General features: G+C 38.8%; 17 protein-coding genes, 1 pseudogene and 3 riboswitches. Of the genes and pseudogenes, 5 read left to right on the forward strand and 13 right to left on the reverse strand.

All coding sequences use genetic code 11. From position 1 onward, the window contains the following. Positions 1-49 precede the first annotated feature (49 nt). A riboswitch (SAM riboswitch) is annotated at positions 50-163 on the reverse strand. Positions 164-179: 16 nt separating this feature from the next. The 9 genes from ACFQ4X_RS08200 to ACFQ4X_RS08240 form a co-directional block, all read right to left on the reverse strand. Then, a complete protein-coding gene (locus ACFQ4X_RS08200; protein WP_379834328.1) occupies positions 180-803 on the reverse strand; it encodes a precorrin-2 dehydrogenase/sirohydrochlorin ferrochelatase family protein in 624 nt (207 codons plus the stop codon). Positions 804-818: 15 nt separating this feature from the next. Continuing rightward, complete coding sequence (locus tag ACFQ4X_RS08205; protein ID WP_379834330.1) at positions 819-1,571, reverse strand: sirohydrochlorin chelatase; 753 nt, start codon at positions 1,569-1,571, stop codon at positions 819-821. Continuing rightward, entirely contained in the window at positions 1,572-2,357 is a 786-nt protein-coding gene (gene cobA, locus ACFQ4X_RS08210) for a uroporphyrinogen-III C-methyltransferase (RefSeq protein ID WP_379834332.1), read from the reverse strand. A 12-nt stretch (positions 2,358-2,369) separates the two neighbouring features. After that, positions 2,370-2,591 carry a DUF3906 family protein gene (locus ACFQ4X_RS08215; RefSeq protein WP_379834334.1) on the reverse strand — a complete coding sequence of 74 codons (222 nt, stop codon included), beginning with the start codon at positions 2,589-2,591 and terminating at the stop codon, positions 2,370-2,372. Between the two features lie 14 nt (positions 2,592-2,605). After that, positions 2,606-4,234 (reverse strand): nitrite/sulfite reductase, encoded by a 1,629-nt coding sequence (locus tag ACFQ4X_RS08220; protein ID WP_379834336.1) that lies wholly within the window; start codon positions 4,232-4,234, stop codon positions 2,606-2,608. A 14-nt stretch (positions 4,235-4,248) separates the two neighbouring features. Beyond that, entirely contained in the window at positions 4,249-4,848 is a 600-nt protein-coding gene (gene cysC, locus ACFQ4X_RS08225; protein ID WP_379834338.1) for an adenylyl-sulfate kinase, read from the reverse strand. After that, positions 4,814-6,010 (reverse strand): sulfate adenylyltransferase, encoded by a 1,197-nt coding sequence (gene sat, locus ACFQ4X_RS08230; protein ID WP_379834340.1) that lies wholly within the window; start codon positions 6,008-6,010, stop codon positions 4,814-4,816. The genes cysC and sat overlap by 35 nt, the downstream gene beginning before the upstream one ends. Positions 6,011-6,034: 24 nt before the next feature. Beyond that, positions 6,035-6,739, reverse strand: a complete 705-nt coding sequence (locus tag ACFQ4X_RS08235) for a phosphoadenylyl-sulfate reductase (protein ID WP_379834342.1) — start codon at positions 6,737-6,739, stop codon at positions 6,035-6,037. A gap of 107 nt (positions 6,740-6,846) precedes the next feature. Continuing rightward, the gene (locus ACFQ4X_RS08240; RefSeq protein ID WP_226534934.1) at positions 6,847-6,990 is read right to left on the reverse strand and encodes a YezD family protein; all 144 of its coding nucleotides are present in this window, start codon (positions 6,988-6,990) and stop codon (positions 6,847-6,849) included. A gap of 86 nt (positions 6,991-7,076) precedes the next feature. Next, positions 7,077-7,182: riboswitch (SAM riboswitch) on the reverse strand. Positions 7,183-7,396: 214 nt separating this feature from the next. Here ACFQ4X_RS08240 and ACFQ4X_RS08245 point away from each other — a divergent pair. The 5 genes from ACFQ4X_RS08245 (at position 7,397) to ACFQ4X_RS08265 (ending at position 13,911) form a co-directional block, all read left to right on the forward strand. After that, entirely contained in the window at positions 7,397-8,308 is a 912-nt protein-coding gene (locus ACFQ4X_RS08245; RefSeq protein ID WP_379834344.1) for a sulfite exporter TauE/SafE family protein, read from the forward strand. A gap of 41 nt (positions 8,309-8,349) precedes the next feature. Next, positions 8,350-8,454, forward strand: a riboswitch (SAM riboswitch). 120 nt (positions 8,455-8,574) lie between these two features. Then, positions 8,575-9,882 carry a homocysteine synthase gene (locus ACFQ4X_RS08250; RefSeq protein WP_379834346.1) on the forward strand — a complete coding sequence of 436 codons (1,308 nt, stop codon included), beginning with the start codon at positions 8,575-8,577 and terminating at the stop codon, positions 9,880-9,882. A gap of 352 nt (positions 9,883-10,234) precedes the next feature. Next, a complete protein-coding gene (locus tag ACFQ4X_RS08255) occupies positions 10,235-10,963 on the forward strand; it encodes a GntR family transcriptional regulator (protein WP_379837090.1) in 729 nt (242 codons plus the stop codon). A 46-nt stretch (positions 10,964-11,009) separates the two neighbouring features. Continuing rightward, positions 11,010-12,548: a gluconokinase gene (gntK, locus tag ACFQ4X_RS08260; protein WP_379837092.1), complete on the forward strand. Its 1,539-nt coding sequence runs from the start codon at positions 11,010-11,012 to the stop codon at positions 12,546-12,548. A 16-nt stretch (positions 12,549-12,564) separates the two neighbouring features. Continuing rightward, positions 12,565-13,911: a GntP family permease gene (locus ACFQ4X_RS08265; RefSeq protein WP_379834348.1), complete on the forward strand. Its 1,347-nt coding sequence runs from the start codon at positions 12,565-12,567 to the stop codon at positions 13,909-13,911. Between the two features lie 120 nt (positions 13,912-14,031). Here the strand turns inward: ACFQ4X_RS08265 and ACFQ4X_RS08270 are convergent, their stop codons facing one another. The 4 genes and pseudogenes from ACFQ4X_RS08270 to ACFQ4X_RS08285 form a co-directional block, all read right to left on the reverse strand. After that, entirely contained in the window at positions 14,032-14,595 is a 564-nt protein-coding gene (locus ACFQ4X_RS08270; protein ID WP_379834350.1) for a recombinase family protein, read from the reverse strand. A gap of 260 nt (positions 14,596-14,855) precedes the next feature. Further along, on the reverse strand, positions 14,856-15,545 hold the full coding sequence (locus ACFQ4X_RS08275; protein ID WP_379837094.1) for a LysR family transcriptional regulator substrate-binding protein: 690 nt from the start codon (positions 15,543-15,545) through the stop codon (positions 14,856-14,858). Between the two features lie 15 nt (positions 15,546-15,560). After that, positions 15,561-15,734: pseudogene (locus ACFQ4X_RS08280) on the reverse strand (LysR family transcriptional regulator); the annotation flags it as partial. 225 nt (positions 15,735-15,959) lie between these two features. Next, positions 15,960-17,324: an LVIVD repeat-containing protein gene (locus tag ACFQ4X_RS08285; RefSeq protein ID WP_379834352.1), complete on the reverse strand. Its 1,365-nt coding sequence runs from the start codon at positions 17,322-17,324 to the stop codon at positions 15,960-15,962. Positions 17,325-17,424 lie beyond the last annotated feature (100 nt).

Consider the following 17,424-nt stretch of genomic DNA (forward strand, 5'->3'; position numbering starts at 1 on the left):
AAATAAAATAAAAAGCCTTCTAGAAAGAAGACTTTTTCAGCGTTTGGTCTTCTTATCTTTACAAGTCCATATGTGGACTCGCAGGAATTAGCACCTTTTCAGCTTTACGCTGCTGGTTGCTGAGGTTTCATAGGGCCGCTCCCTCAACCTCTCTTGATAAGGGTTTTATTCGATTATGGTTACTTTACTAGGTTACGAACTTTTTCGTTCGTTAATGTCTTTTTATATCCGTAACGTTTGTTCACATCATGTAAAAAAACGGGATCTGTGAGTTCCGCCAATAAATCTTTCCTTTTTACTTTTGGAAATTCATTCTTAATGATGTTTCTACATTCAAATAAAAACTCCAAGTAAGATTCATAGTCTTTACTGTACTTTTGCTGAAGTTCTTTTTTAATTGAGATGGACAAGCTCGGACTAGCCCCAGAGGTTGAAACTGAGAGTACAAGCTTGCCTCTTTTCACAACGCTTGGAATAATAAAATTGCCTAATTGCGGCTGGTCAGCTACATTTATCAGCTGGTCCTCATTCACATTAATAGCAATCTCAGCATTCACTTCGTTTGAATTAGTCGCTGCGACGATAAGAAAGGCTTTCTCGAAATCTTTACTCTTAACCTCTCTAGAAATCCAAGTGAGACTTTTTTGTTCATGTAATTCCTGAATCTCTCTAACTGCCTCAATACTAATGACAGTTATTATGGCTTTTTCTTTCAGCAAATCTCTTATTTTTCGGTAAGCAACAGGACCGCCTCCTGCTACAACAACTTTTTTACCGGATAGGTCTACGTGTATAGGGTACATAATATACCTCACTTTTTAAAATATTGCAAATTCTTTTGTTTGAAGAGTCTCTTTTATCCGAGTAAGTAATACCTCTTTTAAAATGGGATGAAAGCCTAGCGTCTCGCACAGGATCACTTCTTGTTGTGAAAGTTCCAGAAATCGTTTTGTGGTAAGCTTCATTCCATTTATTAATAGACCTGAAAACAATAGATAAGGAACAACAATTAGTTGATCGTATAATTCTTGGCTGTTCCATAGTACTTCTTCAAAGTTTGGAGCTGAACCGGTTAGAAAACAAGCTTGAATACTTGGTATGCCATAATGTTGCTGAAGATTAGATGCGATCTCCTCTAAATCCCGCTTTACATCTGGATCAGTACTTCCTCTTCCAACCAATAAAATGTGTGAGTTCTTACTTAAACTAGCAACTCGTTTCGTAATCATTTCCCACAACAGGTGGGAAATGGCATCATGTACGCCGAATTCGCGGCCAAATATGACTTCAGTTTCTGGATACTGACTCTGTAAAAATTTAAGTGCTTTTGGAATGTCTATCTTTACATGGTTAGCTGACAATAAAAACACAGGAACAACAGAGATACTCGTCGCTCCTTTTTGTATACATGCATTAAATCCTTGTGAAATGGAAGGTTCAGCTAGCTCTAAAAAGCAAATTTCTTTTATTGGAACATCAACTGAAGCCATGCATTGCTTTACAAATTCTTCTGCTTCATTACGGCCTTTTTGCAGCCTTGTGCCATGACAGATAAAAAGTAACGCTTTCATCTAAATTGCTCCGCTAATAGCAGTCATCTCAACTGGTTCTTCATTAAGCTGTTCAAACCACTTAAGTTCTTCTCGGAGTCGCACCACTTCTCCAACAACGATCATACTTGGATTTTCAATTCTTTCCCGCAATACAATATCTTCAATGGTTTCTAATGTACCCGTTACGGTACGCTGGTTTTCTAAGGATCCCCATTGGATAAGAGCCACAGGAGTGCCTTTGTTTTTTCCGTGTTTTGTCAGCTGTTCACATATATAAGGAAGGTTGCCGACGCCCATGTAGATTGCTAACGTATCAATCCCTTTTGCTAAACTGTCCCATTTCAACTCTTCTTCTTCACCCTTTTTCCTGTGACCAGTAACAATCGCGTAACTTGAAGCGATGTTCCGATGTGTAACCGGTATACCTGCGTAAGCAGGAGCTGCAATTCCTGATGTGATACCTGGTACTACTTCAAATTCTATACGGCTTTTTGAAAGTGTTTCTGCTTCCTCTCCACCTCTACCGAAGACGAATGGGTCGCCGCCTTTAAGACGGGTTACTGTTTTGCCTTTTTGAGCGTGCTTTACTAAAAAGCTGTTGATTGTTTCTTGTTTCATTGAATGGTAGTTTGGCAGTTTGCCGCAATAGATAAGATCGCACTCTGGTTTTGCATGAGCTAAAAGCTCCTTATTCACCAATCGGTCATACAAAATCACGTCTGCTTTCTGTATGCAGCGCAAGCCTTTTACAGTAATTAACCCTGGATCACCAGGGCCGGCTCCGACAAGATAAACTTTTCCCATCATCATCACTCCTTAAGGATTTAGTATGGTGTCCCTTTCATATAGTACAAACCCATTGCCGCTTCGGACTTTTTTCTTTTCGTAGAGTGAAATCTCTTCAATATCTGGCTGTTTTAAAAAATACTTTTCAAGTTCAACATCTACTAGCTGAAATGCTTGTTCATCTGTTGAAGCGGCAATTACAACAGGAATAACTTCTGATTTTAAGCTCACTTCAAACCGATATAAATACATAGGAAAACCTCCTTTTACGAAACTCTTTCTTCTAATTGCTCTGAGATTTGATCTAGCTTTATTTGAAGAGGTTCAAGACCCACCCTGTTGATATAATCGAAAAAAGTTTCTAGAGGAAGCTTCGTTTCTTTAAAGTGGTCCAGAAAACGAACTAGAACTTCATCAAGAAGATCAGCATGAAACTTTCCTTTCAGCTTTTCATTAAACTTTCCACCATCATCAAGTGTTCCGCCAACGTAAATCTCAAAGGCTTGCACCATCTTTTTCTCTTTTGTTTTTAACAGTACGCCTTGCAGACCGATATCTGCGATTTGACGCTGTCCGCAAGAGTTAGGACAGCCGACCATATGAATCCTTACGGGTACATCAAGTGTGATTCTCTGATCCAGGGTTTCAGCGATTCGGCGCATTCTTTCTTTCGTTTCAACCAGTGCTAAATTGCAATATTCAATACCCGTGCAGGAAACAGAATGCCCGATAAAAGAAAGAGGCTGTGTCGTGATTCGTTTAAAGATATCTTCTTGCAGCAGCGATTCAACGTTTTCGTGTTTCACGTTAGGAATAATTAAGTTTTGAGAATTTACAGTTCGGATCTCACCGTTTCCATATAACTTTGCTATTTCTGCAAGCTTCAGTACTTCATCCGCATCTAATCGTCCGACTGGCACATTAAAGCCAATATAGCTTAATCCTTCTTGCTTTTGAAGATGAACACCATAGAAATATCCGCCGTTCCAGACTTGGAGTGCATCTCTGCCTTTTGAAGGAAGCTGTCCTGTATATTCTAAGAGTTTCTCTTTGAATTTTTCTGGTCCCCAGTCTGCCATCAAAAATTTAAGTCGCGCGAGGTGGCGTTTTTCCCTATAGCCGTAATCACGGAAAATGGTTGTAATCGCAATTGCTACTTCTTTTACCTGATGCGGTTCTATAAAGACATCAAGCGGCTGCGCTAAGAACGGCCGCGACGATAAACCACCGCCAATCTTAATATGAAAACCAGGAATCTCTTGATCATCAACTTCTTTATAAGCCGGAGTAAAGGCTACACAATTAATCTCTGCATGCGCACTGTTATTCACATTAGAACTGATGGACATCTTATATTTTCTCGGCAGATTAGAAAAATCTTCATTGTGCTGAAAGAATTCATACACTTCTTTTACAATCTCTGATGTATCAAATAGTTCATGAGGATCTATCCCGGCAATCGGATTCCCCATAATATTTCTCGTAATATCACCGCATGCCCCTGCACTTGAAAGCCCAACCTCTTCTAAACGTTTAAATATATCCGGGATTTGTTCAATGGTCAGCCAATGAAACTGAATAGCCTGTCGTGTCGTGATATCAAACACGCCTCTTCCATAATCTTTGCATATGTGAGCAAGAGCTTTTACTTGTTCGTAGCTTAAAATGCCAGATGGTACATTGACCCTCATCATGAAGTATCCATCTTCTTTCGGTCGCTGTAAGTACAGACCTGCCCACTTAAAATTGTCCCACTCTTCTTTCGGTATAGAGGCGAAGCCGTTTTTTGAGTAATGAGGGATATCTTCAAATATTTTTAATCCGTCTTTTACTAGCTTCTTTTGTTCTGTTTTATTGAGCTTAGGATTATCAGCCCACGCTTTTTCATATGCCATATTATCAGTCCTTTTTATATGAGTTTTTTCTCTTGCAAATAAGTCAAAATAGCATCTACACTCTCAGATACATTCTTTTCATTTGTTTGAATCGTAAGAACAGGAGACACTGGTTCCTCGTAGGGGGAATCGATTCCAGTGAAATCAGAAATCTCTCCTTTGCGAGCTTTGCTATACAGTCCTTTCGGGTCCCGTTTTTCACATTCTTCGATCGGGCATGAAACAAAGATCTCGATAAATTCTTCTTCTGAAACAATCTCTTTTGCTCTTTCACGGTCTTGTATAAATGGTGAGATGAATGCTGTCAGCACAACTGTTCCATTATCTACAAACAGCTTAGAAACTTCAGAAATCCTGCGGATGTTTTCTGTCCTGTCTTCATCTGAAAACGATAGATCACCGTTCAATCCATTTCTGATGTTGTCACCATCAAGCACATAGTTTCGGATGTTTTGTTCATAAAGCTTTTTTGCTAGTGCATTAGCAATGGTGGACTTTCCTGATCCGGACAATCCTGTAAACCAAAGGACAAAGCTCGAATGGTTGTTTTGCTTTCTTCGATCTTCTTTTGTAATGGAACTATCGTGCCAGACGGTATTGTGCTGTGTGCTCATTTGTATCTCCTTTAAGTAGGTTTTCTTCATGTCGTCTTAATCCATTGATCAACACTTCAACGACTTCCTTCCGGCTGAATGTACTTGGAGGCAATTCCCCATTTCTTAGAAGTTCTCTTACTTTCGTTCCAGATAAAATCACATGATGTTCACTCGAATGCGGACACGTTTTAGAAGAAGCCATGGCCTCACATTTTGTGCAATAGAAGCTGTGTTCAAAGAAGAGTGTGGTGATACCGATCTCATCGGCGGTAAACTGTGAAAAGATCTCCTGAGCTTCATAAGTCCCGTAATAACTGCCTACACCAGCATGATCACGGCCAACAATAAAATGTGTGCAGCCATAGTTCTTTCTCACAAGTGCGTGAAAAATGGCTTCGCGCGGTCCTGCATAGCGCATCGCTGCAGGAAATACAGCAAGGAATACACGGTCACTCGGATAATAGTTTTCAAGAAGTACGTGATAGCTTTCCATCCGCACATCTGCTGGAATATCATCTGACTTTGTTTCGCCGACAAGCGGGTTTAGAAATAGACCGTCAACATTTTCAAGTGCAGTTTTTTGAATGTATTCGTGTGCACGATGCACAGGATTTCTTGTTTGAAAACCAACAACTGTTTTCCATCCCAAACTGCTAAACTTCTTTCTAGTTTCACTTGGGTCCAGGTGATAGTTCTTAAAAGATTTTTTTTCAGGCCGTTTAACGAGCGTGATTTCCCCGCCCACATAAACCGTCGGTCGCTCCAGCAGCTTCTTTACGCCTGGATGTTCTATGTCAGAAGTTTTATAGACTTTCTCTGCTTCCATATGCTTATCTGGGAAATAGATATCCCCAACTTGCAAGATTCCGTATGTCTCGCCATCACACACGAGCCGAACATCTTCTCCTGTACTAAGAGATTGTGCGGTTTCATGAGTCACTGGCAATGTAATCGGGAGACTCCAAACCGTTCCATCACTCAGCCTGATACGATCTACGACAGATTGATAGTCTGCTTGATTTAAAAACCCGGTTAATGGGCTGTATGCTCCGATGGCTATTAATTCAAGGTCACTAAGTGCTGTTGCATCAAGCTCAATTTCTTTTTGTATGTGCTCATACGGTGTATCCGGTCTAAACCGATTAATTAATGTTCCTCCGTGTGCATGTAAAGTTGCCATATTGTTTCTCTCCTCCTATTTTTCTTAACCTTCATGAAGACCGCATTCTAGTTTCCCAGTTCCTGACCAGCGGCCGGAACGGATATCTTCTGGGTCAATAGTGGCTTTAGTGCAAGGTTTACAGCCGATACTTGGATACCCATTATCGTGCAGTGTATTATACGGCAGATTATGTTTATGGGCGTATCGCCATATGTCTTTCCATGTCCAGTGAATTAGGGGGCAAATCTTAATACTGCGGAAACGCTCATCTTTGTTAATAAACTGCGTGTTTTTCCTCGTAGGCGACTGTTCACGGCGCAATCCTGAAAGCCAGGCTTTTACACCGTTGAGCTCTTCTTCTAAAGGAATTATTTTTCTAATGCTGCAGCACTGATTTGAATTTACCTTCCAAAGCTCTTCACCATGCTTAATTGCCTGTTGCTCAAGTGTTAAGGCAGGGGTTTTAAGCTTTATTCTCAGCAACGGATACCTTTTCTTTGCAGCATCAATTACCTCATATGTTTCCGGAAAATGCAGCTGTGTATCTAAAAAGACTACTTGAGCATCTGGTTTGATTTGAGAAACAAGATCCACTAATACACTTCCTTCGACTCCAAAGCTGCACGCATATACGAGATCGTCGCCATACATTTCATACGCCCATTTCAGGACATCTAATGCACCTTTCTCAAGGTTGTTACTTTTAAACTCTTGGATGTTGTTATCCCATGTTTCATAAGTGAGCAATTTTTTACCTCCTTCATGAAAAACAAATAGGCCAACAAAAAAGCGGCTTTAACGTTTTAAGGGACATGCCCTTTACGTTAAAACCGCCTCTAGTTTTCTAGTCAGCGCTATTTAATTCGTACCTTCTCGTTTTTTTCGAGTTGAATCACTTTTCCATCTTGCACAATTAAAGTTATGGATCCAAATTTGATGTTGCTCAGCATTTTTTGAAGCTGAGGAAGAAAATCGTTTTCACTCTTTTCGTTCGCCACTCCACTGGCCTCCCTTTTTTTCAAAATATCTCTAATAAAATAAAAAAACCTTCCCATTTCGGAAAGATAGTGGAGGTAAACGTATTACCTTATCTTCCAAAATGTAAAAACATTCTGCTGGAGTTAGCACCTTACGAATCGCAGGTTGCCGGGTTTCATCGGGCCAGTTCCCTTCACCACTCTGGATAAGAGTTTAATTTTTAAAAATCATATCACATCTAAAACGGATATCAAGCCCTAATTTTTTTATTTTTTATTTTTTCTGAAAAAATTAAACCTGCAGTTGACAATTTGTCTTCCTGGAACATATAGTAATAACTAAAATTTCATCCGCATCGCTGATCGGAAAAACCGAAGGCTCTTAACATGACTTGTTAAGGGCCTTTTTATTTTGAGGAGGATTTTGATGAAAAAGTTAATAGTTCTAGCGCTTATTGGACTTATGGCACAGCTGATCGACGGCTCACTTGGAATGGCATATGGGGTTACTTCGACTTCTCTGCTCTTGGTAGCGGGGATTGCGCCCGCAGCCGCATCCGCCTCTGTCCACCTTGCTGAAGTTGTGACAACAGCTGCATCCGGAGTTTCCCATATTAAGTTTGGAAACGTTGATAAGCAGGTGGTTCTCCGCTTAATTCTGCCGGGTTCGATCGGTGCATTTTTAGGAGCTTGTTTTTTAAGCAGCCTTCCAGGAGATATTGTGAAACCATATGTTTCTCTATTTCTTATTATTCTTGGAATCTACATTTTGTTTCGTTTTCTCTATAAACTTGGAGAAACAAAGACGACACCCTCTGAAAACTCTTTTTCAAAAAAACAGCTTATGCCCCTTGGCTTACTTGCTGGATTTCTAGATGCAACAGGTGGAGGTGGATGGGGTCCTGTAACAACACCTGTCCTTATGGCAAAAGATTTGAAAACTAGAAAAGTTATAGGTTCCGTTGATACGAGTGAATTTGCTGTAGCTGTTTCAGCATCTGCTGGTTTCTTTATTTCTCTTGGCTGGGAGCAAGTTGAATGGCTATGGGTTGGTGCCCTCATGGCAGGCGGTATCGTTGCAGCTCCTATTGCAGCATGGCTAGTCCGAATAATTCCCTCACAAATTTTAGGGGTTTTAGTTGGAGGACTGATCATCATAACTAATGTTAGGACACTGTTTTTAACCATTGGTTTGTCATCTCATGATATGATTGCCATTTATTTTGTACTTGCGGCATTTTGGGCAGTAGGCATTATCTATACAGTAAAAAGCTTTCCGAAAAAAAGTAATGACGAAAATAAAAATCCGAAATATTTAAAAAATTCAGTTGACTATTGATTGCTAGCTATGTATTATAATCCTTAATTCAATATTCAATCTTCTTATCCAGAGAGGCGGAGGGACTGACCCTATGAAGCCCGGCAACCAGCAGAAATGCATGGTGCTAATTTCAGCAGAACAGCTAACGTTCTGAAAGATGAGACTTCGATCGAGTGAAATCATCGGGACCTCTTCTTTTGGAAGAGGTCTTTTTTAATGGATAAGTTGAATCTGAAATTCATATTGGATGACAAAAATTCTAAACAATGAGGAGAGATTTGAAAATGAGCGAACAAAAAAGAGAGTACGGGTTTGAAACAATTTCATTGCATGAAGGACAGAAAGTAGATCCTGCTACAGGTGCGCGAGCGGTACCGATTTATCAGACAACATCGTATCAGTTTAACAGCACTGAACATGCAGCAAATCTATTTGCTTTAAAAGAATTCGGAAATATCTATAGTCGTTTAATGAACCCTACTCAAGATGCATTTGAACAGACGATTGCTAAATTAGAAGGCGGTGTGGGGGCACTAGCTGTTGCTTCCGGTCAGGCTGCCATTACGAATGCTATTTTCAATATCGCTGGATCAGGCGATGAAATTGTTGCCTCTACTTCTCTTTATGGCGGAACGTACAATCTCTTCTCTGTGACTTTGCCAAAACTCGGGATCGAGACACGGTTTGCTGATATCGATAACCTTCAATCGTTTAAGGATGCAATCACAGAAAAAACAAAAGCAGTGTATGTTGAAACAATCGGGAATCCCAAAATTGATGTAGCGGATATTGAAGCTCTTGCTAAAATTGCTCATGAAGCGGGTGTTCCACTTATTGTTGATAACACGCTTGCTACACCTTATCTTTGTCGTCCGATCGAGCATGGTGCTGATATTGTCGTACACTCCGCAACAAAATTCATTGGCGGCCACGGTACATCTGTTGGCGGTGTAATCGTTGATTCAGGCAAATTTGATTGGAACAACGGTAAGTTCCCTGGCTTAACAGAGCCAGATCCAAGCTACAAAGGCATCGTTTATACCGAAGCATTCGGTCCGCTTGCATATATTTTAAAAGCTCGTGTCCAGTTGCTTCGTGATTTGGGTTCATCCATCTCGCCGTTTAACTCATTTTTGTTTATTCAAGGGCTGGAAACCTTGTCACTGCGTTTGGAGAGGCATGTTGAAAATACCCTTAAAGTAGCACAGTTCTTAGAAAACCATCCTTCAGTAGATTGGGTAAATTATGCTGGACTCCCTAGCAGTCCCTATTACGAGTTAGCACAAAAATACCTGCCTAAAGGAGCGGGAGCTATTCTTACGTTTGGTGTTAAAGGCGGCGTTGAAGAAGGCAAAAAACTAATTGAAAATGTAAGTATCTTCTCTCATCTGGCTAACGTGGGAGATTCTAAGTCATTAATCATCCATCCTGCCAGCACAACGCATCAGCAGTTATCTGAGGAAGAACAGAGAAAATCAGGAGTTTCACCTGAGTTAATCAGACTTTCGATAGGAATAGAGACAGTAGATGATCTTATTTATGATCTAGATCATGCATTAGAAGCAATTGCTCTCTCCCCTAGCGAACTTTAGCAAAACAGAATTTTACTCAAAGATGCATTTTGCATATGATTGTACCGGCAAAATAATGACGAATACAAGTGAAAAAGCTAACGTAAGGTAAAATTACAGAAACAAAGGCTCATAGGTGTTTGACTGAGGTTTTAAAGAAAAGGGCTGGATCAAAGATATTATACTTTTGATCCAGCTCTTTATTTATGTAATCTTCTATGCCGATCGGCCTCATGAAAAAAACCCTTTCCCCTTTTAAATTCCAAAACTAAGAACTTTAATTGTACGAATAAAAGCGCTTGCATTATTAAAAGCTTATATTATAATACTTGTATACAAGTATACTAACACTAATAAAGGAGGTTATTTTTTGATGGAAAACCAAGAGTCACTATATCCTGAAAAATGGCTTTCAAAGGCATCAGCTGGTGAGCGTGTAACATGTGAACTTAGGATGCGCATTATTTCTGGTTTAATTGAAAGCGGTACCATTCTTTCCGAAAATAAACTTGCTGCTGAATACAATGTAAGCCGGTCTCCTATCCGGGAAGCTTTAAAGATCTTGGCAAATGAAAATCTTATCCGTTTAGAGCGGATGGGCGCGGTAGTCGTCGGAATATCCGATAAAGAAGTTGAAGAAATTTACGATGTACGTCTACTTATCGAAACGTTTGTGTTTGAACGCCTTGTAAAGCTCGATACTGCGAGTTTAGTTAGAGAACTTAATAAGATTTTAGAAATGATGCAGATTGCTATTAAATATAAAGATGCAGATGAATTTGCCTTTCAAGACGTGTTATTTCATGAAACGATCATTCGTGCTATTAATCATTCCTACATTACAATGATTTGGAACAATATAAAACCTGTTATGGAAAGCTTCATTATTTTATCAATGCGGATGCATTTTAATGAAAAATATAATGATCTATCGAGAATTGTTAAAAACCATGAACTTTATATTGATGCAATCAATACAAAAGATAGAGATATTATGATTCAATCCTTGCATCAAAACTTTGATGATGTTCAGGGAAAAGTGGATGATCTTTGGATGTCACAACGAATGCTTTCTAAAGCACGGGAGCAAGAAAAGGAGTAACTATATGTTAGATATCGACGAACAAACAGAAAGCAAGAATACCTATATGATAGGAGTCGACATCGGAACCACGAGTACAAAAGCAGTTTTATTTAATGAAATCGGTGAAATTATTCAACAGGAAAATATAGGATATCCCCTTCATACTCCTGATATTTCAACTGCTGTACAAGATCCTGAAGAAATTTTTTCAGCTGTTATGCAAGCCCTTACAAATGTTGTGAAACGATCTGGTCTTTCGGAAAACAAAATTTCTTTCATCTCTTTTAGCAGTGCCATGCATAGTGTCATAGCTATGGATCAAGGTGATAAGCCTTTAACACCTTGCATCACCTGGGCAGATAATCGAAGTGAAGGATGGACTCGTAATATTAAAGAAGAGTTAAATGGACACGAGATATACAAAATGACCGGAACACCCATCCATCCGATGAGTCCATTATGCAAAATTACTTGGATAGTGAATGACCTCCCCGAGATAGCCGCTAAGGTAAAAAAATATATTGGCATTAAGGAATATATTTTTTATAAGCTCTTTAATCAATACGTCGTTGATTATTCCCTTGCATCTGCAATGGGTATGATGAATCTAAATAAATTGGACTGGGATGAAAAAGCATTGAATGTTGCCGGAATATCGAGGAAACAATTATCTTCTTTGGTGCCGACGACAGCTATTTTTAAAAACTGCCATACTGATTTGGCTAAACAGATAGGAATTGACCCAGATACTCCTTTTATTATAGGAGCAAGTGACGGAGTGTTATCAAATCTAGGGGTGAATGCGATCAGTAAAGGCGAAATAGCTGTCACGATTGGTACAAGCGGTGCGATTAGAACTATAATCGATAAACCTCAAACAGATGCAAAAGGAAGAATCTTTTGTTATGCATTGACTGAAGATCATTGGGTCATTGGAGGACCAGTCAACAATGGCGGAGTTGTACTGCGCTGGATCAGGGATGAATTCGCTGCGTCAGAACTTGAAACAGCTAAGAGATTGGGAATCGATCCATACGAAATTTTAACCAAGATTGCTGAACGTGTCAGACCAGGTGCCGATGGATTATTGTTCCATCCCTATCTAGCAGGTGAGCGTTCACCTTTATGGAACTCAGATGTTCGTGGTTCGTTTTTTGGCCTGACACTGTCTCATAAGAAAGAACATATGATCAGAGCAGCACTTGAAGGGGTTATTTACAACCTGTATACCGTATACTTGGCTTTGGTTGAATGCATGGATGGTCCTGTAACTCGTATTCAAGCAACTGGAGGATTTGCAAGATCAGAAATTTGGCGTCAGATGATGTCGGACATATTTGATACTGAATTATCCGTTCCTGAAGTCTACGAAAGTTCATGTCTAGGGGCTTGCATTTTAGGATTATATGCGACGGGAAGAATCCAGTCTTTTGATGCAGCATCCCAAATGATTGGAAACACTTATCAACACACTCCTGAAAAAGAAGCCGTGAAAGATTATAGAGAATTATTGCCAATTTTTATTAGCTTATCGAGAAAATTGGAAGAGGATTATAAACGAATTGCATCCTATCAAAGAAGTTTAAACAGAACAAATATATAACACCAGGAGGATTATCATGCCATTATTTATTGTTGCTTGTGGAATTTTAGCCCTATTACTCTTAATCATGTTTTTTAAGTTAAACACATTTGTTTCTTTAATTATTGTATCTTTTGGTGTCGCATTAGCACTTGGTATGCCGCTGAATGGAATCGTTAAGTCCATTGAAGCCGGTTTAGGAGGAACACTTGGACATTTAGCGTTAATCTTTGGACTTGGTGCAATGCTAGGTAAATTAATTGCTGATGCAGGCGGAGCTCAGCGCATAGCTATAACGCTTATAGAGAAGTTTGGGGAAAAGAGAATTCAATTGGCGATCGTCGTAGCTTCCTTTATAATCGGTGTTGCTCTATTTTTTGAAGTAGGGTTAGTATTATTAATTCCAATCGTCTTTGCAATTTCTAAACAATTACGTGTTTCAATACTTTATCTTGGTATCCCGATGGCTGCTGCTTTATCAGTAACACATGGCTTTCTGCCTCCTCACCCTGGACCAACAGTAATTGCAGGTGAGTTTGGTGCAAACATTGGAGAAGTTTTACTTTATGGTTTTATTATCGCAATTCCAACAGTTATTTTAGCAGGTCCTATTTTCACAAAAATCGCTAAGAAAATCGTACCTGATTCCTTTACAAAAACAGGTAACATCGCCTCTTTAGGTGAACAAAAAGTATTTAAGCTTGAAGATACTCCTTCTTTCGGAATCTCAGTGTTTACTGCAATGCTACCCGTAATTTTAATGTCAATTGCAACAATAATTACTCTGATTCAAAACACAATGGGAGTAGAAGATAACAAAGCACTAGAAATTATCCGTTTTATAGGTGATGCATCTACTTCTATGCTGATCTCTCTACTTGTAGCCGTCTATACAATGGGACTGGCAAGAAATATACCGATTAAAACGGTTATGGATTCATGTACAACAGCAATTACACATATCGGTATGATGCTCTTAATCATTGGAGGTGGCGGTGCCTTCAAGCAAGTCCTTATCGACGGTGGTGTAGGCGACTATGTAGCTGAGTTGTTTAAAGGTACTTCATTTTCACCAATTTTACTTGCATGGATTATTGCAGCTATTCTTCGTATCTCACTAGGTTCGGCAACGGTAGCTGCATTAACAACAGCTGGCCTCGTCATTCCGCTTCTAGGTCAAACTGATGTTAATCTAGCTTTAGTCGTATTAGCAACTGGTGCCGGTAGTTTGATTGCATCACATGTTAACGATGCGGGGTTCTGGATGTTTAAAGAATATTTTGGTCTAAGTATGAAAGAAACCTTTGCTACTTGGACGTTACTCGAGACGATTATTTCAGTTGCTGGACTAGGGTTTATTCTCTTGCTAAGTCTCTTCGTGTAAACACCTTTAATAGTTCAAGAAAATATCTATGCCACAACCTGCTCTCGTTATTTTTAGAGGGCAGGTTGCTTTTTTTCAATGGTCATCTAACTTAGTTATTATATTTATATTAATAACAAGTCACTTTTCATTTTGGAACTTCTTTTGTTCTATGTATCTATAGATAGTTGCTCGTGCCAAACGCGTTTCCTGCGTAATCTCCTTCATGGTATATTCTCCAGAATGATACATTTCAAGAGCTTTTTCTTTAAGGACTCTGTTAGCTTCTTTTCTTCCTAACTTAACCCCCTTTTCTCTAGCATTTTCTACTCCCGCTTTAATCCTTTCGATGATTAACCCCTTTTCAAATTCTGCACAAACTTCAATCATATGGAAGATCATTTCGCCTTCCTTTGCCGAAGTATCAATTTGCTGTGTTAAGGATATAAGATCAATTTCTCTCCCTCTGAGCTCTTTTGTTATTTGATGGAGATCTTGGATGCTTTTTGCTAGTCTATCAAGTTTGTAAACAATTACTATATCACCTTCTCTTGCGTATTCTAGCATTGCTTGCAGTCCAGTTCTTTCTGTGTTGTTTTTTTCATCAGTAAAAATCTTTCTGCATCCAAATTCAGTGAGAATACTAACCTGTTTATCCAAAGATTGTTTGTCTGCAGAGACTCTCGCATAACCTAGCTTAGCCATTACCTCTCCTCCATTCATTTAATATTAATTAATTAAAATGTATCATAAATACGTCTCATAATTAAAGTGTATAACCAAGAGATATACTTTTGAGACAATTAAAGATTATTAGTATGAAAGTTCTAGATTGTGTCTCTAAATCGTATTATTTTGGAATCCGATATCAAATTGTGGACATCTGCCATGTTCAGTGGATAACTTTATTTCATTCATGTTACATACCTTAAACAAACAAAAACCACAGCTAATACTGTGGCAAATCATGTGAAATGTTCGTTTAACCATAAAGTCGAAGCTGCTACAAATTTTTCAGCGGCTGGTGATAGATTTTTGAATGATAATGATCCAATTCCTATAGAAGATACTGCTTGATCATCAAATAAGGGTATTTTTTTTACACCATCAGGCAGGTTATGTAAAGCAATGTCTGGAAGGATAGCTACACCAAGGGAATTTTTTACCATCGAGATAATTGTGTGTTCATCATCTAAATGGAAAGCGATTTTGGTAGAAAGTTTATTTGCTTTCAACATTTTTTGTATGATTTTAAGGGTGGAATTTTGAAGAATCAACTTCTCTTCTTTTAGTGTATTTGGCTTTATTGAATTTTCATTATTATCAAAATGGTGAGTTTCTGGCACCACACAAAAAAACGCTTCTCGTTTTAGATGGAGAACCTCCAAATCCGCAGCAGGAAGCATTAAAAAACCGAAGTCTACGATCCCCTGAGAAATCCAATGAGAGATTTCCTCTTGTTTCCCTTCCAAAATGTCTACCTTGATATGCGGATATTGATCCATAAATTTTTTTAATATACCGGGAAGCCATTTTGCAGAAACCGATGAAAATGTGCCAATTCTTACAGTCCCTATTTCTAGTCCTCTTATTTCCCCTGCCTCTTGAACCATTTTTGAATTTATATTTAGAATCTTCCTAATATATAGCAGCATCCGTTCACCATTTACAGTTAATCTGATACCTGCTTTATTTCGAGTTAATAAGGATAACCCAAGCTCCTTTTCCAAACTAGAAATAGCATGACTTACCCCGGATTGGGAAATCTTTAATGATTCACTCGCTTTTGTTAAGCTGCCAAATTCTACTACTGTATGAAATATTTCATACTTACTTATCGACAAATTTATCCCTCTTTATATTAGTTTTATTCATAATATAACATAAAAAATGAGTTGATTTCATCTTTTTCGACATAAAACGAATAAATTTCGACAGATCTATCGTAATCTTTCCAAATATAAAAACCTATTATGTATATAGATAAACTATATGACATAATAGGTTTGTTATTTCAAGTGTTGGTATGGAGCATGAATTTTAAAATTCTATTTTTGTTCTAAATTACCCTATTCTTCCCCATCCGTTTGTTGAAGCACTTTTAATCCTGTTCCCATGTCTGATGCATATACATAATCACCAGCTACATCAACACCCCAGATATTAGATTTCTCTGGAATGTATTTTCCAATCTCAACCGGTTTGCTAGGGTCGGAAATATCAACAGAGCGGACACCTCCGCCATAATGAGAAAGGTAAAGGGTATTGCCTTGTACCTTTGGATCATGTACGGTATTAGCAAATGTCAGCCCATACTGTACATCATCTACAAGCTCTGTCTTAAATTCACTTAACAGTTTTGGCTCTGCCTTATCTTTAATATTGAAAATACGTGTGTACCCATAGGCTTGCTCGTAGCCTTCTTTTGTCGGGTTATACACTTCACGTGTTTCGATAAGAACGTTACCACCTTTAGCGAGAGCAGCAGAATGAGCTGAACCTTGCTGATCATCTGCAAATGTAGTTCTTCCTAAATAGGTTGGTTTTTCAGGATTTTTAATATCTAGAATGATTGTTCCTAAATCCCAAAACGATAAATATGCGGTTGTTCCGTATACATCGGCCATCGTGCTATGGTTAAAAACGGCTCGATTCTTGCCGTGTTTATCGATCCAGTTATATCCATCAAAGTCTTCAGGCACTTCCGGCAGTGACCGTGGATCAAACTGATAGATAGTTTGTGGATCTGCTGGGTTGCTTACATCTACCAGCTGGAAGTCCTTTTCTTCGCCATGTGTGTAATAATCTGCATAAGGATTTGCAGTTAATACAAGAGGTCTGCCACTTTGAACAGTTAAGTATAATTCATGAGTACCTCTTACCTTCTTATCGAGTGCCCAAAATCCTAGCTTTTTAGGATGATAAGGATTGGTTACATCATAGAGGAGAAATCCACCGACAGATTCAGGATTATGTGTATCAAGCTGCTGTACGCTGACTACAGCTAGGTCCCCTTTAAATTGTTTAGTATTAACACGTTTTACGATTACTTTTTCCTGCCATGTTCCTGGGATATCATCTGCAAAAGCGGCGACTTCTTTCGGATTTGCTGGGTCTTTTAAATCCCATACACGTACCCCGCCTTCACCACCGCCTTTTGTATGGGTTCCTGTATAAGCAAAGCCTTTATGTACATATACATCAGCAGTGCTATTCAGTTTTCCATCTTTTTCCTGAATTTGAACAGCCGCTACTTCTTTCCAATTAAAACTCTCAGATCCTTCAATGGTAGATTCAATAGCTTCATATCCTGGGCCTGTTCCCTTTTCGATGATATCTGATCCTAATTCATCATGAGCTAGAACAAGAGATCCTAGACTTCCTAGTGTTAGAGCTGTAGCTAGACCAACGCTTAATACAAATTTTCTGTTCATATGTACCTCCCATTGTTTAGTGAGTTTCTATGTAAATTATTTCAAAATTACAAAAATAAACATAGAGTCAAAGGAAGGAATTAACAATTCATCTCATCTA

This window comes from Fictibacillus halophilus, from assembly GCF_042680145.1.
Classification (GTDB): domain Bacteria; phylum Bacillota; class Bacilli; order Bacillales; family Fictibacillaceae; genus Fictibacillus; species Fictibacillus halophilus_A.

What these genes read in the sequence shown, in the direction of transcription:
- ACFQ4X_RS08200 (WP_379834328.1), bottom strand. Translation starts at nt 803, where the DNA reads ATGTACCCTATACACGTAGACCTATCCGGTAAAAAAGTTGTTGTAGCA.
- ACFQ4X_RS08205 (WP_379834330.1), bottom strand. Translation starts at nt 1,571, where the DNA reads ATGAAAGCGTTACTTTTTATCTGTCATGGCACAAGGCTGCAAAAAGGC.
- cobA (WP_379834332.1), bottom strand. Translation starts at nt 2,357, where the DNA reads ATGGGAAAAGTTTATCTTGTCGGAGCCGGCCCTGGTGATCCAGGGTTA.
- ACFQ4X_RS08215 (WP_379834334.1), bottom strand. Translation starts at nt 2,591, where the DNA reads ATGTATTTATATCGGTTTGAAGTGAGCTTAAAATCAGAAGTTATTCCT.
- ACFQ4X_RS08220 (WP_379834336.1), bottom strand. Translation starts at nt 4,234, where the DNA reads ATGGCATATGAAAAAGCGTGGGCTGATAATCCTAAGCTCAATAAAACA.
- cysC (WP_379834338.1), bottom strand. Translation starts at nt 4,848, where the DNA reads ATGAGCACACAGCACAATACCGTCTGGCACGATAGTTCCATTACAAAA.
- sat (WP_379834340.1), bottom strand. Translation starts at nt 6,010, where the DNA reads ATGGCAACTTTACATGCACACGGAGGAACATTAATTAATCGGTTTAGA.
- ACFQ4X_RS08245 (WP_379834344.1), top strand. Translation starts at nt 7,397, where the DNA reads ATGAAAAAGTTAATAGTTCTAGCGCTTATTGGACTTATGGCACAGCTG.
- ACFQ4X_RS08250 (WP_379834346.1), top strand. Translation starts at nt 8,575, where the DNA reads ATGAGCGAACAAAAAAGAGAGTACGGGTTTGAAACAATTTCATTGCAT.
- ACFQ4X_RS08255 (WP_379837090.1), top strand. Translation starts at nt 10,235, where the DNA reads ATGGAAAACCAAGAGTCACTATATCCTGAAAAATGGCTTTCAAAGGCA.
- gntK (WP_379837092.1), top strand. Translation starts at nt 11,010, where the DNA reads ATGATAGGAGTCGACATCGGAACCACGAGTACAAAAGCAGTTTTATTT.
- ACFQ4X_RS08265 (WP_379834348.1), top strand. Translation starts at nt 12,565, where the DNA reads ATGCCATTATTTATTGTTGCTTGTGGAATTTTAGCCCTATTACTCTTA.
- ACFQ4X_RS08270 (WP_379834350.1), bottom strand. Translation starts at nt 14,595, where the DNA reads ATGGCTAAGCTAGGTTATGCGAGAGTCTCTGCAGACAAACAATCTTTG.
- ACFQ4X_RS08275 (WP_379837094.1), bottom strand. Translation starts at nt 15,545, where the DNA reads ATGCTGCTATATATTAGGAAGATTCTAAATATAAATTCAAAAATGGTT.
- ACFQ4X_RS08285 (WP_379834352.1), bottom strand. Translation starts at nt 17,324, where the DNA reads ATGAACAGAAAATTTGTATTAAGCGTTGGTCTAGCTACAGCTCTAACA.